Below are 26,741 nucleotides of genomic sequence, written 5' to 3'. Positions count from 1 at the left end.
CGCCGCGCTCAGCCCGCCGACCGCAGCGCGGCCGGCTGCTCCTCGGACGGCACCACGTTGCGCGCGTCGAACCGGTCGTCGGCCGCGCCTGCGCGCGGGACGCCGATCGCGCCACCGTCCGCGCCGCTGTCCGCGCCGCCGCTCGTACCGCTGTCCGTACCGCCGGAGGCGGCCGTCAGCGCGCCCATCAGCGCGGCCAGCTCACCTCCCGCCTGCTCGATCCGGGCGTCCAGGCCCCTGTCGCCCCAGTCCTGGGCTGCGGCGTACACGCCGGTGGGGACGACAACCGCGCGCAGGTGGGCGAAGAGGGGCCGCAGGGCGTGCTCCAGCACCAGCGAGTGCCGGGGCGTGCCCCCGGTCGCGGCGATCAGTACCGGCTTGCCGGCCAGTGCCCGGCGGTCCCGTACGCCGAGCACGTCGAAGAACGACTTGAACAGCCCGCTGTAGGACGCCGAGAACACCGGCGTGACCACGATCAGCCCGTCCGCCCCGGTCACCGCGTCCATCGCGTCGGCGAGCGCCGGCGCGGGGAAGCCGCCGGTGAAGTGGTGGGCGATGTCGACCGCGAGGTCCCGCAGCTCGATCACCCGCGCGTCCTTCGGGGCCTGCCCGGTGGCCGCGGCGGCCAGCCGCTCCCCGAGCAGCCGGGTGGACGACGGCACGCTCAGCCCCGCCGACACGACGACGCTCATGCCCTGCTCACCTCCCGGCCGGCCGGCAGCGTGGAGTGGGTCGGCGCGTCGGGCACGTCGGCCGGACGGTTCTTCGCGAACTCCTCGCGCAGCACCGGCACCACTTCCTCGCCGAGCAGGTCGAGCTGCTCGAGGACGGTCTTCAGCGGCAGCCCCGCGTGGTCCATCAGGAACAGCTGGCGCTGGTAGTCGCCCGCGTAGTCACGGAAGGACAGGGTCTTCTCGATGACCTGCTGCGGGGAGCCCACGGTCAGCGGCGTCTGCTCGGTGAACTCCTCCAGGGAGGGCCCGTGCCCGTACACCGGCGCGACGTCGAAGTACGGCCGGAACTCGCGCACCGCGTCCTGGCTGTTCCTCCGCATGAACACCTGGCCGCCGAGGCCGACGACGGCCTGCTCGGGCGTGCCGTGCCCGTAGTGCGCGTACCGGGCGCGGTACAGCTCGATCATCCGCCGGGTGTGGTCGGCGGGCCAGAAGATGTTGTTGTGGAAGAAGCCGTCGCCGTAGTAGGCCGCCTGCTCGGCGATCTCGGGCGAGCGGATCGACCCGTGCCAGACGAACGGCGGTACGTCGTCCAGCGGGCGGGGCGTGGACGTGAAGCCCTGCAGCGAGGTGCGGAACGTGCCCTCCCAGTCGACGACGTCCTCGCGCCACAGGCGGCGCAGCAGGGCGTAGTTCTCGATGGCGAGGTTGATGCCCTCGCGGATGTCCTGGCCGAACCAGGGGTAGACCGGCCCGGTGTTGCCGCGCCCCATCATCACGTCCACCCGGCCGTCGGCCAGGTGCTGGAGCATGGCGAAGTCCTCGGCGATCTTCACCGGGTCGTTGGTGGTGATCAGGGTGGTCGAGGTGGACAGGACCAGCCGCTCGGTGCGGGCCGCGATGTAGCCGAGCATCGTGGTCGGGGACGACGGCACGAACGGCGGGTTGTGGTGCTCGCCGGTCGCGAACACGTCCAGGCCCACCTCCTCGGCCTTCAGCGCGATGGCGACCATGGCCTTGATCCGCTCACGCTCGGTGGGGGTACGACCCGTCGTGGGGTCGGGCGTGACGTCGCCGACGCTGAAGATCCCGAACTGCATGACCGCTCACCCTCCAAATTGTTTATGGTTCAACTATACCGGTGAACGGGCCACCTGCCCCCGTTATTCCGAAACCCGCGTGCGAGGCTGCCCGCATGCTGATCGCCCGCTCCGCCGCACTGTTCGTCCTCGCCGCGATCCTGGAGATCGGGGGCGCCTGGCTGGTCTGGCAGGGCGTACGGGACAACCGCGGCTGGATGTGGGCGGCCGGTGGCGTCCTCGCCCTCGGCGCCTACGGGTTCGTCGCGACCTTCCAGCCCGACGCGCACTTCGGACGCGTCCTCGCCGCGTACGGGGGGATCTTCGTCGCCGGTTCGCTCCTGTGGGGCGCGGTCGCCGACGGCTACCGCCCGGACCGCTGGGACATCACGGGCGCGCTGATCTGCCTGGCCGGGATGGCCGTGATCATGTGGGCCCCGCGCAGCGGCTGACCGCCCGGACGGACGAAAGCCCCGACCACGGCCGACCGGGGGCGGTCGGGGCGGGCGAGGCCGGGCGGTCGGGGCCGGCCGAAGCCAGTCGGGACGGTCACAAAGCCAGTCGATCCGGGCGAGGCGGTCAAGGCCAGTCGGGGCGGTCGAGGCCGGGCGGGCCGAGCGAGGCGGACGGCCCGGGCGGGGCGGACGGCCCGGGCGAGGCGGGCGGGGCCGGTCGAAGCCGGCCGGGCGGGACGGTCGAGGCGGTCGAAGCCAGCCGGGCCGGGCGGGGCGGACGGCCCGGGCGGGGCAGGGCGGGGCAGGGCGGCCCGGGCGGGGCAGGGCGGGGCAGGGCGGCCCGGGCGGGGCAGGGCGGGCGAGAGGGCGTGGGTGTCCCCGCATATCCTGGCCGGGCCCGGTACCGCAGTCGCCCGCACGGAGGAACCCCATGGCCGCCGCACCACCGCCCGCAGCGTCGCTCATCGCCGTCGTCACCGGCGCGAGCAGCGGGATCGGGGCCGCCACGGCACGCGGACTCGCCGAGGCCGGTTACCGCGTCGTCCTCACCGCCCGCCGCAAGGACCGGATCGAGGCACTCGCCGAGGAGCTGAACGCGTCGGGCCACGCGGCGACCGCGTACCCGCTCGACGTCACCGACCGCGCGGCCGTCGACGAGTTCGCCACCGCCTTCAGGAGCATCGGCGTCCTGGTCAACAACGCCGGCGGCGCGCTGGGCGCCGACCCGGTCGCGACCGGCGACCCCGAGGACTGGCGCCGGATGTACGAGACGAACGTCCTCGGCACCCTGCACCTCACCCAGGCCCTGCTGCCCAAGCTGGAGGCGAGCGGCGACGGCACGGTCGTCGTCGTGTCCTCGACGGCCGGGCACGCCACCTACGAGGGCGGCGCCGGCTACGCCGCCGCCAAGCACGGCGCCCACGTCCTCGCCGAGACCCTGCGCCTCGAGATCGTCGGCCGGCCCGTCCGCGTCGTCGAGATCGCGCCCGGCATGGTGAAGACCGACGAGTTCGCCCTCACCCGCTTCGGCGGCGACGGGGCGAAGGCCGCCAAGGTGTACGAGGGCGTCGCCGAGCCCCTCACCGCGGCGGACGTCGCCGACACCGTCACCTGGGCGGTGACCCGCCCGAGCCACGTCAACATCGACCTGCTGGTCGTCCGCCCCCGTGCCCAGGCGTCGAACAGCAAGGTCCACCGGGAACACTGACGGGCGGGTCCGGCCGGACCCGCCCGGACCCGCTCACCCCTTCACGCAGACGACCTGCTTCAGCTTCGCGACGACCTCCACGAGGTCCCGCTGCTGGTCGATGACCTGCTCGATCGGCTTGTACGCGCCCGGGATCTCGTCCACGACACCGGAGTCCTTGCGGCACTCCACGCCCCGCGTCTGCTCCTCCAGGTCCTTGGTCGAGAAGCGCCGCTTCGCCGCGTTGCGGCTAATGCGGCGGCCGGCGCCGTGGGACGCCGAGTTGAAGGAGGCGGCGTTCCCGAGGCCCCTGACGATGTACGAACCCGTGCCCATGGAGCCCGGGATGATCCCGAACTCGCCGGAGCCCGCGCGGATCGCCCCCTTGCGGGTGACGAGCAGGTCCATGCCGTCGTAGCGCTCCTCGGCCACGTAGTTGTGGTGCGCGCTGATCTCCGTCTCGAAGGCCGGCTTCGCCTTCTTGAACTCCTTGCGGACGACGTCCTTCAGCAGCGCCATCATGATCGAACGGTTCCGCTTCGCGTACTCCTGCGCCCAGAACAGGTCGTTGCGGTACGCCGCCATCTGCGGGGTGTCCGCCACGAAGACGGCGAGGTCGCGGTCGACCAGGCCCTGGTTGTGCGGGAGCTTCCGGGCCACGTCGATGTGGTGCTCGGCGAGCTCCTTGCCGATGTTCCGGGAACCGGAGTGCAGCATCAGCCAGACCGAACCGGTCGTGTCCGTGCAGATTTCGACGAAATGGTTACCTCCGCCGAGCGTCCCCATCTGCTTTCCGGCCCTCTCCTGGCGGAACTTGACCGCTTCCGCGACGCCGTCGAAGCGTTCCCAGAAGTCGTCCCAGCCGCCGGTCGCGAAACCGTGCAGGCGGCCGGGGTCCACGGGGGTGTCGTGCATCCCGCGCCCGACCGGGATCACCTGCTCGACCTTCGAGCGCAGCCGGGACAGGTCGCCCGGCAGGTCGTTCGCCGTCAGGGACGTCTTCACCGCCGACATTCCGCAGCCGATGTCGACCCCCACCGCCGCCGGGCACACCGCGCCCCGCATCGCGATGACCGAGCCGACCGTCGCCCCCTTGCCGTAGTGCACGTCCGGCATCACGGCGAGGCCCTTGATCCAGGGCAGGGTCGCCACGTTCCGCAGCTGCTGGAGGGCGACCTCCTCCACCGACGCCGGATCCGTCCACATCCGGATCGGCACCTTCGCACCCGGCATTTCCACGTACGACATGTTTTCCTCATTCCCCCGAAAAGCAACAGAAGTGCGAAAGCGCAAAAACCGGCGCCAGGATCGACGAAAGGGACTTCGGACCGGCGTTCACGGCGGTACGTGCGATACACATTGTCTGCCGGGGGTGCCCCCGTGCCGCAAACGATTAACCAGCGGGGACACTGGTAGACCCGGCGGGCCGAGGCCCGCGCCCACCGTCGAGAGGAGCCCGGCCGTGCAGCGGAGGGCCTACGTACCCGGCGTCGCCGCGCTCCTCGCGGCCCTGCTGGCCGGATGCACCGGCAGTTCGGGCGACGGGAGCCAGTCGGACAACTCCAACCCGGGCAGCGCCGGTACGGCGTCGCAGGCGGCCCAGCCCGGCAGGTACGCCACGCTTCCGGAGCCCTGCGGCTCGGTCGGCACCGAGACGCTCGGCCGACTCCTGCCCGGCATCGGGGAGATGACCGACGAGACCCGGCGGACGAAGGCGTACGAGGGCGAGCCGACGCTCACGTACGACACCGACCGCAAGGTGGGCTGCGGCTGGAAGGTGGAGTCGGCCGGGGCGACCAACCGCCTGGTGATCGACTTCGAGCGGGTCGTCTCCTACGACAACGCCGTCAGCGACGACAGCCAGGCCGGGGAGCTCTTCGCGACGAAGCAGGACGCGGCCGACCTTCCGGAGCCGACGACCACCGAGTCCGTGCCCGCGGGCACGGACGACGACGCCGACGGCGCCGACGAGGAGGGCGGCGGCCCGTCCGCCGGTCCGGACGCGTCCGAGTCCCCTTCGAGCGACGTCTCCGACGCTTCCGGCACGTCCGACTCCCCCGGTTCCTCCGGCTCTTCCGGTTCCTCCGGCTCCCCGTCGTCCACCGGGACGTCCGGGACCTCCGGCTCCGCGTCGCCGTCCGTCCCGCCCGCCGGCCTCCAGCCCCGCCTCCTGGACGGATTCGGCGACGAGGCCTTCATCGACGACGAGCTGAGCAGCTCCGGATCGACCGTCAAGCAGCGCACGGTGACTGTGGCGTTCCGCACGTCCAACGTGATCGTGACGATCGAGTACACGGAGCAGCCGGCGACCGTCGGCGCCGTCCCGGACAGCAAGGAAATGCAGGACAGGGCGCGGAATCTGGCCTCCCTGCTGGCCGATTCGCTGGGCGGCTGAGCCTCGTACGCGCCTCCTTCACGGCCTCGCGCGAAGCGTCCGGAGGAAGACCGCACGGAGGACTCACCGCGTACCGTGACACCTCGGCCACCGTTTTGACCGCAGGGAACACAAGCGTCATGAGCGAAGGAACCATGCAGCGACCAGACCAGCGAGACGTGGGGGCACCTCCCACGCCATTCAGGCAGGGGGGGAGGGCGAAGCGCCTCCACCGCGTCCTTGTGGGCGCGGCGGCCGTCCCGGCGATGCTGATCGTCGCGGGCTGTTCCTCGGACTCCGGCTCCGACGCCGGCGAGGACAAGGCCGCCGGCAGTTCGGCTTCGGCGTCCGCGAGCCCGTCCCCGACGGTACGGGCGGCGGTGTACAAGGACCTGCCGGACGCGTGCGACGTCCTGTCCGGGAAGACCCTGGACGGCCTCGTCCCGAAGGCGAAGTCGGGCGAGGAGAGCCAGTCCGACGACATCTCGACGCGGGCCGGCTGCTCCTGGGACAGCCTCGCCAGCAACGGTGTGGACGGCTCGCAGTTCCGCTGGCTGAGCGTGTCGCTGCTGCGCTTCGAGTCGGACACCACGCGTGGCGCGGGCGACGAACTGGCCAAGGAGTACTACGACAAGCAGGTCGAGGACGTCCAGGCCGCCGAGGGCGCCAAGGGCACGAAGGCGGAGCCGGTCACGGGCACCGGCGACGAGGCGACGGCCGTGCGCTACGACCTGAAGAAGAAGGAAGGCACCTTCAAGCAGCAGACGGTCGTGGCCCGCGTCGAGAACGTGGTCATCACCCTCGACTACAACGGGGCGGGTCTCGCCGGCGACAGGACGCCGAGCGCCGACGGCCTGATGAAGGACGCGAAGAAGGCCGCGAAGGAAGCGGTGACGAGCGTGACCGGGTCCAAGGGCGGCAAGGACGACGGCGGGTCCGGGTCCGGCGGGAGCGCTTCGCCGTCGAAGTCGGCGTCCTCCTCGGCGCCGTCCGAGGACTGAGGCCGGGCGGCCACGGCGACGTGCACGAAGGCGCGTGGTGAGGCTCCGATACGGAACCGGCCACTCGTTCTCCGCACACATGTGCCACTCTGTTGCGCGCAACAACACGCTTGAGGAGGGGAGTACGGGTGGCAGCGCCCATTCAGCTGACACGGACGCACCGGATTCTCATCGGCGTGGTCGTCGCCGGAGCCGTGGTCATCGCCGGCATCGGCTTCGCGGGGTCGTACGCGGCCGTCCGTGAACTGGCCCTGCAGAAGGGCTTCGGCAACTTCAGCTACGTGTTCCCGATCGGTATCGACGCGGGCATCTGCGTCCTGCTGGCCCTGGATCTGCTGCTGACCTGGATCCGTATCCCCTTCCCGCTGCTGCGTCAGACGGCGTGGCTGCTGACGGCGGCGACGATCGCCTTCAACGGCGCGGCGGCCTGGCCGGATCCGCTCGGCGTGGGCATGCACAGTGTGATCCCCGTCCTGTTCGTGGTGTCCGTGGAGGCGGCCCGGCACGCGGTCGGCCGGATCGCCGACATCACCGCGGACAAGCACATGGAGGGCGTCCGCCTCACCCGGTGGCTGCTCTCTCCGATCCCCACGTTCCTGCTGTGGCGGCGGATGAAGCTGTGGGAACTGCGCTCCTACGACCAGGTCATCAAGCTGGAGCAGGAACGCCTCGTCTACCAGGCCCGCATGCGCTCCCGCTTCGGCCGGAGCTGGCGCCGCAAGGCTCCGGTGGAGTCCCTGATGCCGCTGCGCCTGGCCAAGTTCGGCGTTCCCCTCGCCGAGACGGCCCCGGCGGGTCTGGCGGCCGCAGGCATCGAGCCGGCGCTGATCCCGCCGGCCCCCGAGCAGCAGGCCGGCGTGGACGGTCCGGCCACCGGAGCACCGGCGTTCTCCCTGCGGAAGGCGGCCCCGCCCGCCGAGCAGCGCCCCGAGCTGACGGGTGGCCCCGGCGACCGCGGCCACCGCGGCGCCTTCGGTGACGAGGACGGCGACGGCGCGTACGACGAGGACCACCGCGCCGGCGACCACCGCGACGTGCGGGACGCCGAGGACCTCCAGGCCTTCCGCGACGCCCACCGGGCCCGCGACGGCCGCGGCCTCCGCGACGTCCCGGACGCGGAACCCCTGCCCCCGTACGGGCAGCAGGGCCCGAACGCGCCGTACGAACAGCAGCAGCCGCCCGACCCGGACCAGAGCCTGTGGCTGCACGCCCGGGACCCGCAGTCCGTCGAGTACCACGGCGGCTACGACCCCACCTACGATCCCGCCGAGGACCCGCAGTACGCCGCGTGGATGGCGGAACAGGAGCGGGCCGACCAGTACCGCGGGCAGTTCGAGGAGGTGCCCCCGGTGCAGGAGCCGTCCCCGGAGGACACCGGCGCCTTCCCCATCCCGGTCGTCCCCGGCCGCACCCGTGAACTGGGCGAGGGCGGCGGCACCCCGGATGCCGAACCGGACGAGGAAGCGTATTACCAGGTCTTCAAGAAGTCGATCAACGGCAGTTACCCGACGCCCCGGGAGTTCGGTGACAACGTCGAGGCCCAGTTCAGCCGGACCCTCCCCCCGGAGGAGACCAAGCGCATGGTCAGCCGCTTCACGAACCGCCACACCGCGGAACTGACCGAGGACCACATCGCCTGAGACACGCGCACACGGCGGTGGGGGCGTCCGGCGACCATCTCGCCGGACGCCCCACCGCCGTTGGGCCTCTCCCGCGTCCTACTCCCCGAGCAGCCGCCGTACCCGCTCCTGCCCCACCGCGAGCAGCAGGGTGGGCAGACGCGGACCCGTGTCCCGCCCGACCAGCAGGTGGTAGAGCAGCGCGAAGAACGACCGCTGCGCGGTCTTGATCTCCGCGGGCAGTTCCTTGGGCGTGGCGTCGGCGGGGAAGCCGGCCTGGACCTTGGGGACGCCGTAGACGTGGTGGGTGAGCCCGTCCAGGGACCAGTGGTCGGCGAGTCCGTCGAGCAGCAGCCGCAGGGACTGGCGGCCCTGCTCGTCGAGGGACTTCAGCAGCGTCTCGTCCGGCTCCGTACGCACGATGGTGCGCTGGTCGGCCGGCACGTGGAGGGTGATCCACGCCTCGGCCTTGTCGTAGCGGGGCCGGGCCTCGTCGAGCGAGGCGAGCGGGTGGGCGGGGTCGAAGTCGCTGAGGATGCGCAGCGCCTGGTCCGTGTGCCCACCGGTGATGTCGGCGACGGAGGCGAGGGTGCGGTACGGCAGCGGCCGGGGCGTCGTGGGCAGCGCGCCGCTCGCCGTGCCCACCGCGCGGGAGTGCGCGGCGATGTCGCCGGGCAGGGCGGTGCCCTCGGCGACCTTGGCGTCGAGCCGGTCCCACTCGTCGTAGAGGCGCTGGATCTCCTGGTCGAAGGCGACCTTGAAGGACTGGTTGGGGCGGCGGCGTGCGTACAGCCAGCGCAGCAGCTGGGGCTCCATGATCTTCAGCGCGTCGGCGGGCGTGGGAACGCCGCCGCGTGAGGACGACATCTTGGCCATGCCGCTGATGCCGACGAAGGCGTACATGGGGCCGATCGGCTGCTTGCCGCCGAAGATGCCGACGATCTGCCCGCCGACCTGGAACGACGACCCGGGCGAGGAGTGGTCGACCCCGCTCGGCTCGAAGATCACGCCCTCGTACGCCCAGCGCATCGGCCAGTCGACCTTCCAGACCAGCTTGCCGCGGTTGAACTCGCTCAGCCGGACCGTCTCGGAGAAGCCGCAGGCCGTGCAGGCGTAGGTCAGCTCGGTGCTGTCGTCGTCGTAGACGGTGACGGTGGTGAGGTCCTTCTCGCAGTTGCCGCAGTACGGCTTGTACGGGAAGTAGCCGGCGGAGCCGGTGGAGCCGTCGTCCTCGGCGGCGGCGCCGGAGCCCTCCGCCGCCTCCAGCTCCGCCTCGTCGACCGCCTTCTGCTGCTTCTTCGCCGGGGCCTTCCTGGTGCGGTACTGGTCGAGGATCGCGTCGATGTCCCCGCGGTGCCGGATGGCGTGCAGGATCTGCTCGCGGTAGGCACCGGAGGTGTACTGCTCCGTCTGGCTGATGCCGTCGAACTCCACGCCCAGCTCGGCGAGCGAGTCGACCATGGTCGCCTTGAAGTGCTCGGCCCAGCTCGGGTACGGGGAGCCCTTGGGGGCCGGGACCGAGGTGAGCGGCTTGCCGATGTGCTCGGCCCACGTCTCGTCGACGCCCTCGACACCGGCCGGGACCTTGCGGTACCGGTCGTAGTCGTCCCAGGAGATCAGGTGCCGGACCCGGTGGCCGCGGCGGCGGATCTCGTCGGCGACCAGGTGCGGGGTCATGACCTCGCGGAGGTTGCCCAGGTGGATGGGGCCCGACGGGGACAGTCCGGACGCGACGACCACAGGTTTGCCCGGGGCCCGACGCTCCGACTCCTCGATGACCTCGTCCGCGAAACGGGAGACCCAGTCGGTGGTCTCGGTGCTCTGAGCCACGATCGGCACGTCCTTCTTTCTGCTCGGGCAGCCGGTACGGTCGCACAGCTGACCTCTCCATTCTCCCAGCCCGGACCGCATCCGCGAAAACCGCTTTTCACCGCGTGGGATACTCGGTTTCCGTAGCACTCCCACAACCCGAGCAGAACGGCAGCCACTCCATGGCCTCGGTCACGTCCCTCAGCGACTCCGTCCAGCAGCATCTCGCGTCCGCGCTCTCGGCCGTCCGGCCCGAGGCCGCCGGCGCGGACCCGCTGCTGCGCCGAAGCGACCGGGCGGACTACCAGGCCAACGGCATCCTGGCGCTGGCCAAGAAGGCGAAGGCGAACCCGCGGGAGCTGGCCGCCGAGGTCGTCGCGCACGTCGTCACCGGTGACGAGCTGCTCAAGGACGTCGAGGTCTCCGGACCCGGCTTCCTCAACCTCACGATCGCGGACCGGGCGATCACCGCGAACCTCGCCGCGCGGTACGCGGACCCCGAGCGCCTCGGCGTGCCGGTGGTCCCGGACCCCGGCACCACGGTGATCGACTACGCCCAGCCGAACGTGGCGAAGGAGATGCACGTCGGCCACCTGCGGTCCGCCGTGATCGGCGACTCCGTCGTCCGGCTCCTCGAGTTCACCGGGGAGAACGTGGTGCGCCGCCACCACATCGGCGACTGGGGAACCCAGTTCGGCATGCTCATCCAGTACCTGGACGAGCACCCGCACGAGTTGGACCACAAGGACGCCGAGAGCCTCCAGGCCTCCGGTCAGGAGGCGATGTCCAACCTGGACCGCCTCTACAAGACCGCGCGGAAGCTGTTCGACTCCGACGAGGAGTTCAAGACGCGCTCCCGGCGCCGGGTGGTCGACCTCCAGGCGGGCGATCCGCAGACGCTCGCCATCTGGCAGAAGTTCGTCGACGAGTCGAAGATCTACTTCTTCTCCGTCTTCGACAAGCTGGACATGGAGATCCAGGACGCGGACATCGTCGGCGAGTCCGGCTACAACGACATGCTCGCCGAGACCTGCCGCCTGCTGGAGGAGTCGGGCGTCGCGGTCCGCTCCGAGGGCGCGCTGTGCGTGTTCTTCGAGGACGTCCTGGGCCCGGACGGCAAGCAGGTCCCGCTGATCGTGCAGAAGTCGGACGGCGGCTACGGCTACGCGGCGACCGACCTGTCGGCGATCCGCGACCGTGTCTTCCACCTGAAGGCCGACACCCTGCTGTACGTGGTGGACGCCCGGCAGGCGCTGCACTTCAGGATGGTCTTCGAGACCGCGCGCCGGGCCGGCTGGCTCGGGGACGGTGTGACGGCGCTCCAGCTGGCGTTCGGCACGATCCTCGGCAAGGACGGCAAGCCGTTCAAGACCCGCGAGGGCGAGTCGGTGAAGCTGGTCGACCTGCTGGACGAGGCGGTCGACCGCGCTTCCGCGGTGGTCCGGGAGAAGGCACAGGACCTGTCCGAGGAGGAGATCGCCGAGCGGGGCACCCAGGTGGGCGTCGGCGCGGTGAAGTACGCGGACCTGTCGACGTCGGCGAACCGGGACTACAAGTTCGACCTCGACCAGATGGTCTCGCTGAACGGCGACACGTCGGTGTACCTCCAGTACGCCTACGCCCGTATCCAGTCGATCCTGCGCAAGGCCCCCGAGGGCGTACACCCGTCGGCGCACCCGGAGTTGGCGCTGCACGCGGCCGAGCGGGCGCTGGGCCTGCACGTCGACGCGTTCGCGGAGACGGTGGCGGACGCGGCCCGCGAGTACGCCCCGCACAAGCTGGCCGCGTACCTGTACCAGCTGGCGTCCCTGTACACGTCGTTCTACGACAAGTGCCCGGTGCTGAAGGCCGGGTCGCCGGACCAGGTGGCCAACCGCCTGTTCCTGTGCGACGTCACGGCCCGCACGCTGCACCGGGGCATGGCCCTGCTGGGCATCAGGACGCCCGAGCGGCTCTGATCGCCCCTGACCGGAACGGTCGCACGCACGGGACCGTGGCCCGTCCTCTCCCCCGAAGAGAGGACGGGCCACGGCCGTTCAGCCGGTCAACCGGCCGACCGGCTTCCGGTCAGCTGGAGTTGGCGTTGGCGAACCGCTTGAACGCGGCCTGGGTCCCCGAGCCGGCGATGCCGTCGATGGCGCCGGTGTAGCCCCAGTGTGCCTTCAGCAGTCGCTGCAGCGCCTTCACCGTGTTGGGTCCGACGATCCCGTCGATCGCGTCGTTGTAACCCCAGTACGCCCTGAGACCGCGCTGGAAGGCCTTCCAGCTGTTGGTGCCGAGCTGGCCGTCCCTCGCCCCGGTGTAGCCCCAGTACGTCCGCAGCCAGTCCTGGACCTTCTTGGCCTCCGCCGTGCTCAGACCGAGGTTGACCACCGCGAGCGGAGCGACCGCCTCGGCACTCGCCACGGCCTTGGTGTCCTGCGCCGGTGCCGCGAAGCTGGTGCCCGCGGTGGCCAGGCCACCGGCGGCTATCCCCACGGCCGTGGTGACGCTGACGAGTGCCTTCGTCATGGCTCGCATTCGTTTCCCCCTTCGAATGGGCGGCGCCGACCGGAGCGGCCGGCTCGGCAACGACACTGCCGGACCGGTGCCGGGCCCGGCCATGATTGCCTCAGAAGTGACGACGGCACGGGACGCCCCCTCCTGCGACCTGCGGGGATGTGCTCCGCCGGGAAGGTGCCGCGGGAGGGGCCGTGGCCGAATCGGTGCGGGTGCGGGAACCGCCTCCCCGGGCACACCGTTGGTGCTGTTGCACAATGCGACGGGGGACCGGAACCGAGCACACGCGTGGGGGGGACATGTCGCGCTGGAAGGCCCTGCCCGCTGAACTCGACCCGAGCGCACGCAACCTGGTGGTGCGTTTACGGTGGCTGAAGGACCACAGCGGACTGAGCCTGCGCCAGCTCGCGTCGAAGAGCGGATACAGCGCCTCGTCGTGGGAGCGCTACCTCGGCGGCAGATCGCTGCCGCCGAGAGGGGCCGTGGAGGCACTCGCCTCGATCAACGGCGAGGAGCCGTCCCGGCTGCTCGCCGCGTGGGAGGTCGCCGCCGAGGCCTGGAACGGACGCACGGCAACGGCACCTCCGGCTTCGACTGCGGATACGGCTCCGGCTCCGGCTCCGGCGGCGGAACCGATCACGGCCGTGCCCGCGGAGCCCCCCGGGCCGACCGCCGGCCACACGGCTGATCCGGTGCGCGGGAGGGCCTTCCAGGTCGCGGTCGCCGCAGGTGTGGCGGCCCTCCTGCTGGCCGCGTCGGCGGCTGCGGTCCTGGTCGGCCGGATGGGCACGGACGGCGGCGCCGCGACGTCGCCCACGTCGTCGGCCGCGGCGGCGATGTCGTCACCGTCGGCCGTACCCGGGTACACCTGCCGGGTGGAGCGGGTCGACGGTCTCTGGTACGCGGGGCAGAGCGACACGAAGGAGGAGCTCCTGGCGAACGGCTACGCCGGGCCGGAGGTCGCCGAGGTGCAGTGCCTGCTGGAACGCGCGGGTTACGCGCCGGGGGACATCGACGGCATCTACGGCCCGTTGACCGAACGCGCCGTCACCCGCCTGCAACGGGACGCCGGTCTGGTCGTGGACGGCATCGTCGGCCCGCACACCTGGGGGGCCTTGCGGGGATGAGGTCGCCGAACGGTTCCGGAGACGCGCGGCGCACACCCCGTACGCCGAGTGCACCTGCTGGTACGCCGTCACCGGAGCGTGCCCGGCTGACCGCCGCCCTGCGGGACCTCAAGGAACGCGCGGGCCTGAGCCTGACCCGGCTGGAGGAACGCACGCCGTTCAGCAAGTCCTCCTGGGGCCGCTATCTCAAGGGCGAGACGCTGCCGCCCCGGGAGGCCGTGCGGGAGCTGTGCCGGCTGGCGGGGGAACCGGCCGCACGCTGCCTGGCCCTGTGGGAGCTCGCGGAGTCGGAGAGCAGCGGCCGGGCGGCCCAGGCCCGTGCCCCGGCGCCGGCCGCACCACCGGAACCCGGCCCGGCACCGCCCGCACCCCCGGCGCCCGCCCCGGCCGACCCGTCGCGGCCTGCGGACGGACCGGAGCCCCGCAGAGGTCCCCGGCGCATCGCGTCCGTCATCGCGGCCGTGCTGGCGGTGGCCGCCGCAGGCATGACCGCCACCGTCCTCCTCCTGCCGTCCGACCGGGCACCCGACGAAGCCCGGGCACCGCTCACGGCCGGAACGGGCAGCGGCACGGGAACCGCGACCGGGACCGCCCCACCCCCGCCCCGCTGCCGGGGGGCCGCCTGCGAGGGCAGGGACCCGGTGAACATGCTCTGCGGCTTCCCCCCGGACACCCTCATCGAGCACCGCACCGCCTCCGGCGCCCACCTGCAGGTGCGGTACAGCTCCGAGTGCGGAACGAGCTGGGGCCGTGTCTGGGGCACTCGGGTGGGCGACCGCGTCGAGCTGACCGCGGCCGGCCCGACCCGCTCCGCCGAGGTCACGGACGCCCTGGACGCGAAGGCGTACGTCTACACGCCCATGACGAGATCCCGCCCGGGCACCGTCGTACGAGCCTGCTTCCGCTCCGCGACGGCCCCGGGACGGGAGTGCTTCGAGGCCACGGTCCGCTGATCACGCTTCCGAAGGGCCGCAGGCCCGGACGGTCAGGGGTGCAGCACGACCTTCGTGTAGCCCTCGATCCGCTTGTCGAACTTGTCGTAGGCCGACGACGCCTGGTCCAGGCCCAGTTCGTGGGAGACGACGAAGCTGGGCTTCGCCCTGCCCTCGATGATCATGTCGCGCAGTTGCCGGTTGTAGCGCTTCACGTTGCACTGGCCCGTCCCGATCCGCAGGCCCTTCTCGAAGAGCTTGCCGATCGCGACGAGGAGCATGCCCTGCTTGGCCTGCTCGTCCGGTGCTCCCGGGTCGGCCGGGACGTAGAGTCCGGGCACGCCGAGCGCTCCGGTCGGCCTGACCGTGCCGACGAGCGCGTTGAGCACGGTCGCCGGTTCCTCGTGCGTGTCCCCCGGTGTCGTCGCCGTCGCCTGGTAGCCGACGGCGTCCACGCCCTTGTCCGTGCCGGCGCCCCCGGTCTGCTCCTTGATCTGCTCGACCGGGTCGCCCTTGGAGAAGTCGACCGGCACCGCGCCGATCTCCTCGGCCTTCTGCAGCCGCTCGGCGACCCGGTCCACGACGAACACCTTCTTCGCGCCGCGCAGCAGAGCCGAGTAGGCGGCCATGAGCCCGACCGGGCCCGCCCCGTACACCGCGACGCTCTCACCGGGGCTGACCTGGGCGAGCTCACAGCCGTGGTAGCCGGTGGGAAAGATGTCGGCGAGCAGGATGAAATCGCTCTCGTACTCCTTTCCCTGAGGCAGTTTCAGGCAGTTGAAGTCCGCGTAGGGAACGCGCAGGTATTCGGCCTGGCCGCCCTGCCAGGGCCCCATGGAGACATAGCCGTAGGCGCCGCCGGCGAAGCCGGGATTGACGGTCGTGCAGTATCCGGTGAATCCCGCGGCGCAGTTGGTGCAGAACCCGCAGGCGACGTTGAAGGGCATGACCACGCGGTCGCCCTCCTCGATCGCGGTGACGCCCTGACCGACCTCCTCGACGATTCCCATGTTCTCGTGGCCGAAGACGATGCCGGGCTCGGCGCCGGTCCGTCCCTCGTACATGTGCAGGTCGGAGCCGCATATCGCGGTGGAGGTGATCCGTACGATCACGTCGTTCGGGTGCTGGATGCGGGGCTTCTCCACATCCTCGACCTCGACGCTGAACGGCCCCTTGTAAACGACGGCTTTCATGATCGCGCCCTTCGTTCGACAACGCACGTCCGATCACACGCCCGCCCCGATTTCCCGGCGTGACCTATTCCTCATGGTTCTTCGGTCCACACCATCAGGCAAGTCGGTAATCTCACCGTGAACGCAGTTCGGTGCGGAGCGGTGCAAAAATCCGTGTCGCGTCGGCACATCATGAGGGTGAGCGAGAAGTGTCAGCACAACGACTGGGGACCCTGCTGGTCTCCGTGCCGGGCCTGTCCGGCACCACTTATCCGCCGGGAACGACCGTGACCGTCCGTGGCCGGGGCGCGACCGTCGACGCCTTCGTCAACGGCGACTGGCTCCCGCTGTCGTGGTGGGAGTTCTCCGACGGCCTCCGCAAGGACATCGCCGACCGCTGACACCACCGCCCGGCCGCCCCCGCCGGGGCGGGGCGGGGCGAGGGCGAGACGGACCCGGGCTGCTGAAGCGTTGCCGGAGTCAGCGCAGGGTGCGGGCCACCTCGACCGCCCAGTAGGTGAGGATGTTCTGCGCACCGGCCCGCTTGATGCCGGTGAGCGACTCGAGGACGGCCCGGTCGCGGTCGATCCAGCCCTTCTCGGCGGCGGCCTCGATCATCGCGTACTCACCGGAGATCTGGTACGCGGCGACGGGCACGTCCACGGCGTCGGCGACCCTGGCGAGGATGTCGAGGTAGGGGCCGGCCGGCTTGACCATCACCATGTCGGCGCCCTCGTCGAGGTCGAGGGCCAGCTCCCGCAGGGACTCACGGGCGTTGGCCGGGTCCTGCTGGTACGTCTTGCGGTCGCCCTTGAGCGAGGAACCGACGGCCTCGCGGAAGGGGCCGTAGAAAGCGGAGGCGTACTTGGCGGTGTAGGCGAGGATCGCGACGTCCTCGCGGCCGATCTGGTCGAGGGCGTCACGGACGACGCCGATCTGCCCGTCCATCATCCCGCTGGGCCCGACGACGTGGGCACCCGCGTCGGCCTGGACCTGCGCCATCTCGGCGTACCGCTCAAGGGTGGCGTCGTTGTCGACGCGGCCCCGGTCGTCCAGGACTCCGCAGTGCCCGTGGTCCGTCGTCTCGTCGAGGCACAGGTCGGACATGACGAGCAGGTCGTCCCCGACCTCGGCCCGCACGTCCCGCAGGGCGACCTGGAGGATCCCGTCCGGATCGGTGCCGGGGGTGCCGAGGGCGTCCTTCTTGGACTCCTCGGGCACGCCGAACAGCATGATCCCGGAGATCCCGGCCGCCACGGCCTCCGCGGCCGCCTTCTTCAGGGTGTCCCGGGTGTGCTGCACCACGCCCGGCATCGCCTCGATCGGCACCGGCTCACCGATCCCCTCGCGCACGAAGGCGGGCAGGATGAGGTCGGCGGGGTGCAGCCGGGTCTCGGCGACCATCCGGCGCATGGCGGGGGTGGTCCGCAGACGCCGGGGCCGGGTGCCGGGAAAAGATCCGTACGTCGTCATGCCTCCCACGCTACGCCCGCCCGCCCCCTGCCTTTGCCGACGCCGAGTCGGCCCGCCGCCACGGGCTCGGCCGCCGCCGGCGCGGGGCGGGGGCCCGGGCGGGAGGCCCCCGCCGGCGCCCCGGGCGGCATCGCCCGCCGCCTCGCCGGGACACCCGCCGCCTCCGAGTACCCCAACCGCACGGTGCGGCGGCCACCCGTGTCGCGGCCCTGCCCACCCAGGACCGCCGAAACCCCGTGCACGAGCTTGTGTACGGGGTTTCGTGAGTCCGGTGAGTCGGTCCGGCGGGCCCGGACGCGGGGCCAGAAGGAGAACCCACTCCTCGCCACTCTCAACGTACAGCGCACCGGGGGGCTTGCGGCAAGGCCCCCGCCATGGCGCAGAATCGCTCCTCGTGAAGCCGACCAACCACCCGACCATCATCCCCACCAGCGTGTTCGACCTCCCCGGGCGTCTTGCGGCCAAGGCCGACCCGAAGCTGATCGCCGACGACCAGGCGCACTTCGCGGCCATCGCGGAGAGCCTCGAGGAGGCGGTCGCCGAGCTGTCCGACCGCCGCGCCGCCACCCTCAGGGCGCCCGGCGGCGTCGGCCGGGAGGCGATGGACCGGGACCTGGAGGTGCACCGGCTGACCGCCCGCCTGCGCGCCCTGCGCCGTTTCGGTCTGGACCTGTGCCTGGGGCACATCGTGAGCGCCGACGACCCCGAGCCGGTGTACATCGGACGGCTCGGCCTCACCGACAGCACGGGCCGCCGCCTGCTGATCGACTGGCGCTCCCCCGCCGCCGAGCCGTTCTTCGCGGCGACGCACGCCGACCCTATGGGGCTGGCGAGCCGCCGCAGGTACCGCTGGACCGGCGGCCGGATCAGCGACTACTGGGACGAGGTGTTCACCGCCGACGGTCTCGAGGGGCACGCCGCCGCGCTCGACGACCACTCCGCCTTCGTCGCCAGTCTGGGCGGCGACCGGTCGGACCGGATGCGGGACGTGCTCGGCACCATCCAGGCCGACCAGGACGCCATCATCCGCGCGGGCTCGCGCGGCGCCCTGGTCGTCGACGGCGGCCCGGGGACGGGCAAGACCGTCGTCGCCCTGCACCGCTCCGCGTACCTGCTCTACTCCGACCCCCGCCTCGGCCACCGCCGGGGCGGGGTGCTGTTCGTCGGCCCGCACCAGCCCTACCTGGCGTACGTCTCCGACGTCCTGCCCAGCCTCGGCGAGGAGGGCGTGCAGACCTGCACGCTGCGCGACCTCGTCCCCGAGGGGCCCACGGCAGCCGTCGAGAGCGACCCGGAGGTGGCCCGCCTGAAGGCGTCCGCGGACATGGTGAGGGCGATCGAGACGGCCGTACGGTTCTACGAGGACCCGCCCGCCCAGGGCATGGCGGTGACCACCCCCTGGTCGACCGTCGCGCTGACCGCCGACGACTGGGCGGAGGCCTTCCGGGCCCCGGAGCCCGGCACCCCGCACAACGAGGCGCGCGAGCACATCTGGGACGAACTGGTCACGATCCTCAGGGACAAGCACGGAGGCGAGGCCCCGCCGGACCGCCTCTTCCGGCGGGCCCTGCGCGGCAACCACGACCTGGTCACCACCCTCAACAACGCCTGGCCGCTCCTCGAACCCACCGACGTCGTCTCCGACCTGTGGTCGGTCCCCGCGTACCTGCGCATGTGCGCCCCCCGGCTCGGCCCCGACGAGGTCGGGCGCCTGCGGCGCGAGGGCGCGGACGCCCAGGCCTGGACGGTGTCCGACCTGCCGCTCCTCGACGCGGCCCGGCAGCGGCTCGGCGACCCGAAGTCGTCCCTGCGCAAGCGCCGCCACGACGCCTCGATCGCCGCCCAGCGCGAGCGCATGGCCGGCGTCATCGACAACGTCATCGCCTCCGACGACGACGGCGAGGGTGCGGTGACCATGCTGCACGGCCAGGACCTGCGGGACAGCCTGATCGACGAGAGCGCCCTGCCCACCCCCGAACCGGACGCGCTCGCGGGGCCGTTCGCGCACGTCGTCGTGGACGAGGCCCAGGAACTCACCGACGCCCAGTGGCAGATGCTGCTCCTGCGCTGCCCGTCCCGGAGCTTCACCATCGTCGGGGACCGCGCCCAGGCCAGGCACGGCTTCACCGAGTCGTGGCAGGAACGGCTCCGGCGCATCGGCCTCGACCGGATCGACGTCGCCTCCCTGAACATCAACTACCGCACGCCGCAGGAGGTGATGACGGAAGCCGAGCCGGTCATCCGCGCCGCCCTCCCGGACGCCAACGTCCCGGCCTCCGTCCGCGCGGGCGGCCTCCCCGTCGTCCACGGCCCGGTCTCCGACCTCGCCCCGGTCCTCGACACCTGGCTGGCCGCCCACGAGGACGGCAACGGAATCGCCTGCGTCATCGGCGACCCCACGTTCCGGGACACGCCCCGCATCCGCTCCCTGACCCCGGAACTCGCCAAGGGCCTCGAATTCGACCTGGTCGTCCTCGTCGACCCGGACAGGTTCGGCACGGGCGTCGAGGGAGCCGTCGACCGCTACGTGGCAATGACCCGGGCGACCCGGCAACTGGTCGTCCTCACCTGACGCCTTGACGGGTTGCCCGGGGAGGCACACGTTCAGGCCGCGCATGCGCCCTCACTCATCAGTGGCTTGGCCGTCCTCCCGGGGCGTTTTCCGTACGTCGGCACCGGTCGCGGTGTCGCGGGTGCGGTACGCCCGTGAACGAGATGACCGGTGACGACCGCCGCCTTCCGCCCGCCCTCGCCGACGTGGCCCGCATCGGGTTCGACCACGCCGACGGTGACGGGACCGGCTTCGGGCCCTGCGACGCGTCCGGCACGGCCGAGGAAGCCACCGACCGGCTGCGCCGACGGACCGGGAACCCCGACCTCGACGGCGGCGTCCACCGGTTGTTCGGGCAGGACGGCACCGGCGGTCTCGCGGCCGTCTGGTACGGCCGTGCTCCTCGGACGCGAGTACAACAGCTCGGAGAGGTGCGAACCCGGCTGCATGAACGTCTCCGGGTACGAGTGCACCTGCTCGTGCCCGGCCCGTCATCACGGCCGCGGCGGATGGATGTCCGGATGGCGCATCACCCGCCGAGACGACCAGCGTGACCCGCGGACGTCAGGGGAGCCGGGCCGTGTGGGAGCGCGTCCCTCCAGGCCCGCGCGGCTGACGGGCCCCGGGTCACCGGCCGAGGTCCAGTTCCGCCCACACGGATTTGCACGGCACCGGGCCTGTTCGTACGCCCCATCGGTCGGCCAGTTCCTCGACCAGGAGCAGGCCGTACCCGGACTCCGGGGGACCCGCCCCGGCGGACGCTCGGGCCTGCGCGGGCAGTTGATCGCCCCGGGGGTCGGTGACCTCGACACGAAGGGTGGCGGGCGCTGTGACGGTGAGGCCGAACCGGAAGCCCCGGCCGGGAACACGGCCGTGCACGACGGCGTTCGTGGCGAGTTCGGCGACGATCAGCCGGGCCGGGTCCAGCGGCAGCCCCCAGGCGTCCAGTTGCTCGGCGGCGGGCAGGCGGGCGAGACGGGCGCCCCGGCGGGTGGCGGACAGCGGCACGGTGAACCGGTGCAGCGGAGCACGCGGTGTGACGGTTTCGTGATTCACCTCACCCGGCGTGCTCAGTCTCGGTCCTGCTGTGAAGGAGAGCGGCCCGTGCCACCGGCGGCTGCCCGTGGTGTGCCCGGTGATCGCCTCGATCGTGCGGGAGAGCGTCGCGGCCCTCGCCACCTCGTGGCCTCAGGTGAAACGGGACCACCCCGTTCCCGACATGGTGGTCAGGGCCATCGACGAACGTCTTGAACAGCTTCCGCTGATGCACGCCTGAGGCGACAACACGCGGATCTTGGGCGGACGTGCTCAAGACGTCGCAGGCCGGACGAGAAGAGGCGCCCCCGAAAGGGCGCCCCTCTCATCTCAGGTCGTCGACCGGCGCCTGCGCGCCCCCGGCCGGCGCTCGCTCGGCCGGGTGACCGGGTCGCCGGCCTCCAGCGCGGCCAGCCGGCGCCGCGCGCCGAAGTCGGCCAGGGCCTCCGCCAGCTTGTGCACGGACGGCTCCGGGGCCATGACGTCGACCCGCAGCCCGTGTTCCTCGGCCGTCTTCGCCGTCGCCGGGCCGATGCAGGCGATGACCGTCACGTTGTGCGGCTTGCCCGCGATGCCGACCAGGTTCCGGACCGTCGACGACGAGGTGAAGAGCACCGCGTCGAAGCCGCCGCCCTTGATGGCCTCGCGGGTCTCCGCCGGCGGCGGCGAGGCGCGCACCGTGCGGTAGGCGGTGACGTCGTCGACCTCCCAGCCCAGCTCGATCAGGCCGGCCACCAGCGTCTCGGTGGCGATGTCGGCGCGCGGCAGGAAGACGCGGTCGATCGGGTCGAAGACCGGGTCGTAGGGCGGCCAGTCCTCCAGGAGCCCCGCCGCCGACTGCTCGCCGCTGGGCACCAGGTCGGGCTTGACGCCGAAGGCGATCAGCGCGTTGGCGGTCTGTTCGCCGACCGCCGCGACCTTGATCCCGGCGAAGGCGCGGGCGTCGAGACCGTACTCCTCGAACTTCTCCCGCACCGCCTTGACCGCGTTGACGGAGGTGAAGGCGATCCACTCGTAGCGGCCCGTGACCAGGCCCTTGACCGCCCGATCCATCTGCTGCGGGGTACGAGGCGGTTCGACGGCGATGGTCGGCACCTCGTGCGGCACCGCGCCGTAGGACCGCAGCTGGTCGGAGAGCGACGCCGCCTGCTCCTTCGTGCGCGGCACGAGCACCTTCCAGCCGAACATCGGCTTGGACTCGAACCACGCCAGCCGGTCGCGCTGGGCGGGGGCGGAACGCTCACCGAGCACGGCTATGACGGGCCGGCCGCCCTCGGGCGACGGCAGCACCTTCGCCTGCTTCAGCGTCTGCGCGATCGTGCCGAGCGTCGCCGTCCAGGTGCGCTGCCGGGTCGTCGTACCGGCGACGGTCACCGTCAGCGGGGTGTCGGGCTTGCGACCGGCGGACACCAGTTCGCCCGCCGCCGCGGCCACCGAGTCGAGCGTCGCGGAGACGACCACCGTGCCGTCGGACACCCCGACCTCGGTCCAGCAGCGTTCGGACGCGGTGCGCGCGTCCACGAACCGTACGTCCGCGCCTTGCGCGTCCCGCAGGGGCACACCGGCGTACGCGGGCACGCCCACCGCCGCCGCGACACCGGGCACGACCTCGAAGGTCACCCCGGCCGCCACGCACGCGAGCATCTCCTCGGCGGCGTACGCGTCGAGGCCGGGATCACCGGCCACCGCACGGACGACCCGCCTGCCGCCCCGCGCGGCCTCCATGACAAGATGTGCCGCATCCCGCACCGCGGGTGCGCCAACGGTTGGTGACGCGCCGTCAACAACCGTGAGTTGAGGCGTGCCTGTGCCCGGAGCGGACATCGCGGAGGAACCCGCCGAGTCCGTGTCCGTGGGCACCTCGGCGACGCCCTGCCTGGCATGCCGGCGTACGACGTCGAGCACCTCGTGCTCGGCGACGAGAACGTCCGCGCTCGCCAGCGCCTCGACGGCGCGCAGAGTCAGCAGTCCCGGATCCCCGGGTCCGGCACCGAGGAAGGTGACGTACCCGTGTTCCGGAGGGGGTGGAAGGGTGGTGGGGCTCACAGTGCTCGCTCCCCCATCAGACCGGCCGCGCCCTGCGCGAGCATCCCGGTGGCGAGTTCGCGACCGAGCGCCATCGCCGCCTCATGCGTCTCGGGCACGGGACCGGTGGTGGACAGCTGCACCAGCGTGGTGCCGTCGGTCGTGCCGACGACGCCCCGCAGGCGCATTTCCTTGACAATCGACCCGTCCGTCTGGGGGTCCCCCCGGTCTCGGGCGAAGCCGAGAACCGGGGGAAGGTCGGCGAGCGCCCCCACAGGGGCGGTGCAGCCGGCCTCCAGGGCGGCGAGCAGTGACCGCTCGGCCGTCACGGCGGCCCGCGTGAACGGGTCGTCGAGCTCGGCGAGCGCGGCGGTCAGCTCCGTGTCGCGCACGGAACACTCGACCGCCAGGGCCCCCTGGCCGGGGGCGGGCAAAACCGTGTCGACCGACAGGAAGTCGGTCACCTCGTCGCTGCGCCCGACCCGGTTCAGTCCGGCGGCGGCCAGCACGACGGCGTCCAGCTCACCGCTGGTGACGTACCCGATCCGGGTGTCGACGTTGCCGCGTATCGGCACCGTCTCGAACTCCAGGCCGCGGGCGACCGCGTACGCGTTCAGCTGGGCCACCCGGCGCGCCGCGCCGGTGCCGATGCGGGCGCCGCGCGGAAGGTCCGTGAGCTTGAGCGCGTCGCGCCCGATGAGCACGTCCCGCGGGTCCTCGCGCTCCGGTACCGCGGCCAGGACCAGCTCGTCGTGCGGTGCGGTCGGCAGGTCCTTCAGCGAGTGCACCGCGAAGTCCACCTCGCCGCGCACCAGGGCGTCGCGCAGCGCAGCCACGAAGACGCCCGTACCGCCGATCTGCGAGAGGTGCTCGCGCGACGTGTCGCCGTACGTGGTGATCGGGACGAGCTCGACAGGCCGTCCGGTCACCTGGCTCACGGCATCCGCCACCTGCCCGGACTGAGCCATGGCGAGCTTGCTCCGCCTGGTCCCGAGCCTCAGTGCCTTTCCAGTCATGCCGGCCCTCGGTTCTCTGCGATGTACGCGATGGTCGCGCTCTTCGCGTTCTTCTCGGTGCTTTCCTCGGCTCGGGAGACGGAGGCCACCGTCTCGGGGTCGAGGTCGAACAGGGTGCGCAACGCGTCCGCGTACCCGGCGCCGCCGGGTTCGGCCGCGAGCTGCTTGACCCGCACGGTCGGCGCGTGCAGCAGCTTGTCGACCACCCGCCGCACGGTCTGGGTGATCTCCGCGCGGTGCTTGTCGTCCAGGCCGGGCAGCCGGCCCTCGAGGCGGGCGATCTCACCGGCCACCACATCCGCGGCCATGGTGCGCAGCGCGACCACGGTCGGCGTGATGTGCGCGGCCCGCTGTGCCGCCCCGAACGCCGCCACCTCGTCGGAGACGATACGCCGGACCTGGTCCACGTCGGCAGCCATCGGAGCGTCCGCGGACGCCTGGGCGAGCGCCTCGATGTCCACCAGCCGCACCCCGGCGAGGCGGTGCGCGGCGGCGTCGATGTCGCGCGGCATCGCGAGGTCGAGCAGGTGCAGCACGGGCTCCGGGCGCGGCGGCCCGGCCACCGGCTCCGGACGGCGCCGCTCGGGGATCCGGCCGACGCTCGCCGCGGTCGCGGCCAGCGCGCCGATCAGCTCGGGGTCCACCTGGTCCGCTTCGACGCCGCGCCGGCCGGCCCGACGGCGGTCGACGGTGCTGCCCGCGGCCCACGCCGCGTGCTGCTCCAGCGTCGCCGCGTCCATGCCGGCGACGGCCGCCTCGCCCATCACGGAGAAGCCGGGGGGCACGGAGGACAGGTCCAGCGGGCAGTCCTCGTCGGTACCGATGCTCACCGGAGGCAGGGACGCCGTCCGGGCCTCCTCCGGCACCTCGCCCCGTACGGTCTCCGGCGCCTCACCGCGCAGGGCGGTGTCCGGCAGCCCACCGCGCGCGGTCTCCGGCTGCGCCCCGGCCCGGCCCTCGACACCGGCGGCGATCGCCTCGGCGGTGAGGACGAGCCCGGTCGCGCCCGTGCAGGAGACGACCACGTCGGCACGTGTCAGCTCGAACGGCACCGATCCCATCGGTACCGCGCGGGCCAGCACGTCCGTGTCGTCGCCCTCCGCCGGGCTTCGTCCATACTGCTCTCCGAGCAGGGCGACCAGGCGCTCGGCGCGGTCGGCGGTGCGGTTGGCGATCACGATCTCGCGGACGCCGGTCCGCGCGAGCGTGGCCGCGGCCAGTGACGACATCGAACCGGCGCCTATGATCAGGGCCTTCTTGCCCTGTGCCCAGGTCTCGACGGGTGTGCCGAGGGCCAGCTGCTCCAGGCCGAAGGTGACCAGGGACTGCCCGGCGCGGTCGATGCCGGTCTCCGAGTGGGCCCGCTTGCCGACCCGGAGCGCCTGCTGGAACAGGTCGTTCATCAGCCGGCCGGCGGTGTGCAGTGCCTGCGCACGCGCCAGCGAGTCCTTGATCTGGCCGAGGACCTGCCCCTCACCGACCACCATCGAGTCCAGTCCGCAGGCCACCGAGAACATGTGGTGGACGGCGCGGTCCTCGTAGTGCACGTAGAGATGGGGGGTGAGCTCCTCCAGGCCGACCCCGCTGTGCTGGGCCAGCAGCGTGGACAGCTCGGCGACACCGGCGTGGAACTTGTCCACGTCGGCGTACAGCTCGATGCGGTTGCAGGTGGCGAGCACCGCGGCCTCGGTGGCCGGTTCGGCGGCGACCGTGTCCTGCAGCAGCTTGGTCTGCGCGTCCGTGCTCAGCGAGGCCCGGTCCAGCACACTGACCGGCGCGCTGCGGTGGCTCAGTCCGACGACGAGGAGACTCATGTCGGCATCACGGCGGGTACGTCCCCGTCGGGTTCCTGGTCGACGGCGGGCTCCTGGTCCGCGGCGCCCCGGCGCGTGACGACGGGCGGCTGGACGGAGGCGGCGGCCAGCTCGCCGGCCTTGCGCTGCTCGTGGAAGGCGAGGATCTGCAGCTCGATGGAGAGGTCCACCTTGCGCACGTCGACGCCGTCCGGGACGGACAGCACGGTCGGCGCGAAGTTCAGGATGGAGGTGACCCCCGCGGCCACGAGACGCTCGCAGACCTGCTGGGCGGCGCCGGCCGGCGTCGCGATCACACCGATCGACACACCCTCGTCCTCGACGATCTGCTCCAGTTCGTCGGTGTGCTGCACGGGTATCCCGGCGACGGGCTTCCCGGCCATCGCGGGGTCGGCGTCGATGAGCGCGGCGACCCTGAACCCGCGGGAGGCGAACCCGCCGTAGTTGGCGAGCGCGGCACCGAGGTTACCGATACCGACGATCACGACCGGCCAGTCCTGGGTCAGGCCGAGTTCGCGGGAGATCTGGTACACGAGATACTCGACGTCGTAGCCCACACCCCGGGTCCCGTAGGAACCCAGGTAGGAGAAGTCCTTGCGCAGCTTCGCGGAGTTGACGCCCGCGGCAGCCGCCAGTTCCTCCGAGGAAACCGTGGGCACCGAGCGCTCGGAGAGCGCGGTGAGGGCGCGGAGGTACAGCGGAAGCCTGGCGACGGTGGCCTCGGGAATCCCTCGGCTACGGGTCGCCGGTCGGTGAGTTCGGCCAGTTGCCACGGTGCTCCTGCGGGTAGAGCGGGGCTTCAGGCGGTCATACGTCCCCGGACCGCCCCGTCGAATGCAGGCTATGTCTTTGTGAACGCGTGCACAAAGATGGTGTCCGTTTTGTCCGCCCAAAGTGACC

At 72.1% G+C, this 26,741-nt stretch carries 24 protein-coding genes; 12 read left to right on the top strand and 12 right to left on the bottom strand.

Annotation, left to right across the window (positions count from 1 at the left end):
- Positions 1-8: 8 nt before the first annotated feature.
- Both TU30_RS29515 and TU30_RS29510 read right to left on the bottom strand, forming a co-directional pair.
- On the bottom strand, positions 9-692 hold the full coding sequence (locus TU30_RS29515; protein WP_042175869.1) for a CE1759 family FMN reductase: 684 nt from the start codon (positions 690-692) through the stop codon (positions 9-11).
- Entirely contained in the window at positions 689-1,774 is a 1,086-nt protein-coding gene (locus TU30_RS29510; protein WP_042175867.1) for an LLM class flavin-dependent oxidoreductase, read from the bottom strand. The genes TU30_RS29515 and TU30_RS29510 overlap by 4 nt, the downstream gene beginning before the upstream one ends.
- A 95-nt stretch (positions 1,775-1,869) precedes the next feature.
- Between TU30_RS29510 and TU30_RS29505 the strand changes: the two genes are divergently transcribed.
- The gene (locus TU30_RS29505) at positions 1,870-2,205 is read left to right on the top strand and encodes a YnfA family protein (protein WP_042175864.1); all 336 of its coding nucleotides are present in this window, start codon (positions 1,870-1,872) and stop codon (positions 2,203-2,205) included.
- A gap of 433 nt (positions 2,206-2,638) precedes the next feature.
- Entirely contained in the window at positions 2,639-3,415 is a 777-nt protein-coding gene (locus TU30_RS29500; protein ID WP_042175862.1) for an SDR family NAD(P)-dependent oxidoreductase, read from the top strand.
- A gap of 33 nt (positions 3,416-3,448) precedes the next feature.
- Here TU30_RS29500 and TU30_RS29495 read toward each other — a convergent pair whose 3' ends face one another.
- Positions 3,449-4,642: an RtcB family protein gene (locus TU30_RS29495; RefSeq protein ID WP_042175859.1), complete on the bottom strand. Its 1,194-nt coding sequence runs from the start codon at positions 4,640-4,642 to the stop codon at positions 3,449-3,451.
- A gap of 214 nt (positions 4,643-4,856) precedes the next feature.
- On the opposite strand from TU30_RS29495, the gene TU30_RS29490 reads away from it, so the two are divergent.
- From TU30_RS29490 to TU30_RS29480, 3 genes are all read left to right on the top strand, one after another.
- Positions 4,857-5,789, top strand: coding sequence for a hypothetical protein (locus tag TU30_RS29490; RefSeq protein WP_042175857.1), 933 nt, complete (start codon positions 4,857-4,859; stop codon positions 5,787-5,789).
- Between the two features lie 119 nt (positions 5,790-5,908).
- The gene (locus TU30_RS29485) at positions 5,909-6,769 is read left to right on the top strand and encodes a DUF3558 family protein (protein WP_042175854.1); all 861 of its coding nucleotides are present in this window, start codon (positions 5,909-5,911) and stop codon (positions 6,767-6,769) included.
- 128 nt (positions 6,770-6,897) lie between these two features.
- Positions 6,898-8,409, top strand: coding sequence for a DUF2637 domain-containing protein (locus tag TU30_RS29480; protein ID WP_042175852.1), 1,512 nt, complete (start codon positions 6,898-6,900; stop codon positions 8,407-8,409).
- Between the two features lie 78 nt (positions 8,410-8,487).
- On the opposite strand, the gene lysS is transcribed toward TU30_RS29480, so the two are convergent.
- Positions 8,488-10,227, bottom strand: coding sequence for a lysine--tRNA ligase (lysS, locus tag TU30_RS29475; RefSeq protein WP_042175849.1), 1,740 nt, complete (start codon positions 10,225-10,227; stop codon positions 8,488-8,490).
- A gap of 152 nt (positions 10,228-10,379) precedes the next feature.
- On the opposite strand from lysS, the gene argS reads away from it, so the two are divergent.
- Positions 10,380-12,155, top strand: coding sequence for an arginine--tRNA ligase (gene argS / locus TU30_RS29470; protein ID WP_042175847.1), 1,776 nt, complete (start codon positions 10,380-10,382; stop codon positions 12,153-12,155).
- Between the two features lie 109 nt (positions 12,156-12,264).
- Here argS and TU30_RS29465 read toward each other — a convergent pair whose 3' ends face one another.
- Positions 12,265-12,717 carry a peptidoglycan-binding protein gene (locus tag TU30_RS29465; RefSeq protein ID WP_042175845.1) on the bottom strand — a complete coding sequence of 151 codons (453 nt, stop codon included), beginning with the start codon at positions 12,715-12,717 and terminating at the stop codon, positions 12,265-12,267.
- 278 nt (positions 12,718-12,995) lie between these two features.
- Here TU30_RS29465 and TU30_RS29460 point away from each other — a divergent pair, with 278 nt between their 5' ends.
- Positions 12,996-13,823, top strand: a complete 828-nt coding sequence (locus TU30_RS29460) for a peptidoglycan-binding protein (RefSeq protein ID WP_042175842.1) — start codon at positions 12,996-12,998, stop codon at positions 13,821-13,823.
- Positions 13,820-14,776: an XRE family transcriptional regulator gene (locus TU30_RS29455; RefSeq protein WP_078878609.1), complete on the top strand. Its 957-nt coding sequence runs from the start codon at positions 13,820-13,822 to the stop codon at positions 14,774-14,776. The genes TU30_RS29460 and TU30_RS29455 overlap by 4 nt, the downstream gene beginning before the upstream one ends.
- Positions 14,777-14,808: 32 nt before the next feature.
- Here the strand turns inward: TU30_RS29455 and TU30_RS29450 are convergent, their stop codons facing one another.
- On the bottom strand, positions 14,809-15,948 hold the full coding sequence (locus tag TU30_RS29450; RefSeq protein WP_042175840.1) for a glutathione-independent formaldehyde dehydrogenase: 1,140 nt from the start codon (positions 15,946-15,948) through the stop codon (positions 14,809-14,811).
- 188 nt (positions 15,949-16,136) lie between these two features.
- Here TU30_RS29450 and TU30_RS29445 point away from each other — a divergent pair, with 188 nt between their 5' ends.
- Positions 16,137-16,328, top strand: a complete 192-nt coding sequence (locus tag TU30_RS29445; protein WP_042175837.1) for a hypothetical protein — start codon at positions 16,137-16,139, stop codon at positions 16,326-16,328.
- 79 nt (positions 16,329-16,407) lie between these two features.
- On the opposite strand, the gene hemB is transcribed toward TU30_RS29445, so the two are convergent.
- Positions 16,408-17,400 (bottom strand): porphobilinogen synthase, encoded by a 993-nt coding sequence (gene hemB / locus TU30_RS29440; protein ID WP_042175835.1) that lies wholly within the window; start codon positions 17,398-17,400, stop codon positions 16,408-16,410.
- Between the two features lie 394 nt (positions 17,401-17,794).
- Here hemB and helR point away from each other — a divergent pair, with 394 nt between their 5' ends.
- Both helR and TU30_RS36260 read left to right on the top strand, forming a co-directional pair.
- A complete protein-coding gene (helR, locus tag TU30_RS29435; RefSeq protein WP_199816915.1) occupies positions 17,795-19,972 on the top strand; it encodes an RNA polymerase recycling motor ATPase HelR in 2,178 nt (725 codons plus the stop codon).
- Positions 19,973-20,106: 134 nt separating this feature from the next.
- Positions 20,107-20,505 carry a hypothetical protein gene (locus TU30_RS36260; protein WP_158719389.1) on the top strand — a complete coding sequence of 133 codons (399 nt, stop codon included), beginning with the start codon at positions 20,107-20,109 and terminating at the stop codon, positions 20,503-20,505.
- A 73-nt stretch (positions 20,506-20,578) separates the two neighbouring features.
- Here the strand turns inward: TU30_RS36260 and TU30_RS29425 are convergent, their stop codons facing one another.
- Positions 20,579-21,007, bottom strand: a complete 429-nt coding sequence (locus TU30_RS29425; protein WP_042175832.1) for an ATP-binding protein — start codon at positions 21,005-21,007, stop codon at positions 20,579-20,581.
- A 10-nt stretch (positions 21,008-21,017) separates the two neighbouring features.
- Between TU30_RS29425 and TU30_RS36640 the strand changes: the two genes are divergently transcribed.
- Positions 21,018-21,227 (top strand): hypothetical protein, encoded by a 210-nt coding sequence (locus TU30_RS36640; protein WP_199816917.1) that lies wholly within the window; start codon positions 21,018-21,020, stop codon positions 21,225-21,227.
- Positions 21,228-21,316: 89 nt separating this feature from the next.
- On the opposite strand, the gene TU30_RS29420 is transcribed toward TU30_RS36640, so the two are convergent.
- The 4 genes from TU30_RS29420 to TU30_RS29405 are packed head-to-tail and all read right to left on the bottom strand — an operon-like array spanning position 21,317 to position 26,614.
- Positions 21,317-23,032, bottom strand: a complete 1,716-nt coding sequence (locus TU30_RS29420) for a uroporphyrinogen-III synthase (RefSeq protein WP_042175831.1) — start codon at positions 23,030-23,032, stop codon at positions 21,317-21,319.
- A complete protein-coding gene (gene hemC / locus TU30_RS29415; RefSeq protein WP_042175830.1) occupies positions 23,029-24,027 on the bottom strand; it encodes a hydroxymethylbilane synthase in 999 nt (332 codons plus the stop codon). Before hemC ends, TU30_RS29420 begins: the two co-directional genes overlap by 4 nt.
- Entirely contained in the window at positions 24,024-25,841 is a 1,818-nt protein-coding gene (locus tag TU30_RS29410; RefSeq protein WP_042175829.1) for a glutamyl-tRNA reductase, read from the bottom strand. The genes hemC and TU30_RS29410 overlap by 4 nt, the downstream gene beginning before the upstream one ends.
- On the bottom strand, positions 25,838-26,614 hold the full coding sequence (locus tag TU30_RS29405) for a redox-sensing transcriptional repressor Rex (RefSeq protein WP_042175828.1): 777 nt from the start codon (positions 26,612-26,614) through the stop codon (positions 25,838-25,840). The genes TU30_RS29410 and TU30_RS29405 overlap by 4 nt, the downstream gene beginning before the upstream one ends.
- Between the last annotated feature and the right edge of the window lie 127 nt (positions 26,615-26,741).

The sequence above is a fragment of the Streptomyces sp. NBRC 110035 genome (assembly GCF_000829695.1).
Lineage (GTDB): Bacteria > Actinomycetota > Actinomycetes > Streptomycetales > Streptomycetaceae > Streptomyces.
The sequence above is the reverse complement of the archived record's forward strand: the minus strand, read 5'-3'. Positions and strand labels throughout refer to the sequence as shown.

Bases quoted from the DNA above. Each gene is read 5' to 3' on its own strand.
- TU30_RS29515 (WP_042175869.1), bottom strand. From the start codon at position 692: ATGAGCGTCGTCGTGTCGGCGGGGCTGAGCGTGCCGTCGTCCACCCGG.
- TU30_RS29510 (WP_042175867.1), bottom strand. From the start codon at position 1,774: ATGCAGTTCGGGATCTTCAGCGTCGGCGACGTCACGCCCGACCCCACG.
- TU30_RS29505 (WP_042175864.1), top strand. From the start codon at position 1,870: ATGCTGATCGCCCGCTCCGCCGCACTGTTCGTCCTCGCCGCGATCCTG.
- TU30_RS29500 (WP_042175862.1), top strand. From the start codon at position 2,639: ATGGCCGCCGCACCACCGCCCGCAGCGTCGCTCATCGCCGTCGTCACC.
- TU30_RS29495 (WP_042175859.1), bottom strand. From the start codon at position 4,642: ATGTCGTACGTGGAAATGCCGGGTGCGAAGGTGCCGATCCGGATGTGG.
- TU30_RS29485 (WP_042175854.1), top strand. From the start codon at position 5,909: ATGAGCGAAGGAACCATGCAGCGACCAGACCAGCGAGACGTGGGGGCA.
- argS (WP_042175847.1), top strand. From the start codon at position 10,380: ATGGCCTCGGTCACGTCCCTCAGCGACTCCGTCCAGCAGCATCTCGCG.
- TU30_RS29465 (WP_042175845.1), bottom strand. From the start codon at position 12,717: ATGCGAGCCATGACGAAGGCACTCGTCAGCGTCACCACGGCCGTGGGG.
- TU30_RS29460 (WP_042175842.1), top strand. From the start codon at position 12,996: ATGTCGCGCTGGAAGGCCCTGCCCGCTGAACTCGACCCGAGCGCACGC.
- TU30_RS29455 (WP_078878609.1), top strand. From the start codon at position 13,820: ATGAGGTCGCCGAACGGTTCCGGAGACGCGCGGCGCACACCCCGTACG.
- TU30_RS29450 (WP_042175840.1), bottom strand. From the start codon at position 15,948: ATGAAAGCCGTCGTTTACAAGGGGCCGTTCAGCGTCGAGGTCGAGGAT.
- hemB (WP_042175835.1), bottom strand. From the start codon at position 17,400: ATGACGACGTACGGATCTTTTCCCGGCACCCGGCCCCGGCGTCTGCGG.
- hemC (WP_042175830.1), bottom strand. From the start codon at position 24,027: ATGACTGGAAAGGCACTGAGGCTCGGGACCAGGCGGAGCAAGCTCGCC.
- TU30_RS29410 (WP_042175829.1), bottom strand. From the start codon at position 25,841: ATGAGTCTCCTCGTCGTCGGACTGAGCCACCGCAGCGCGCCGGTCAGT.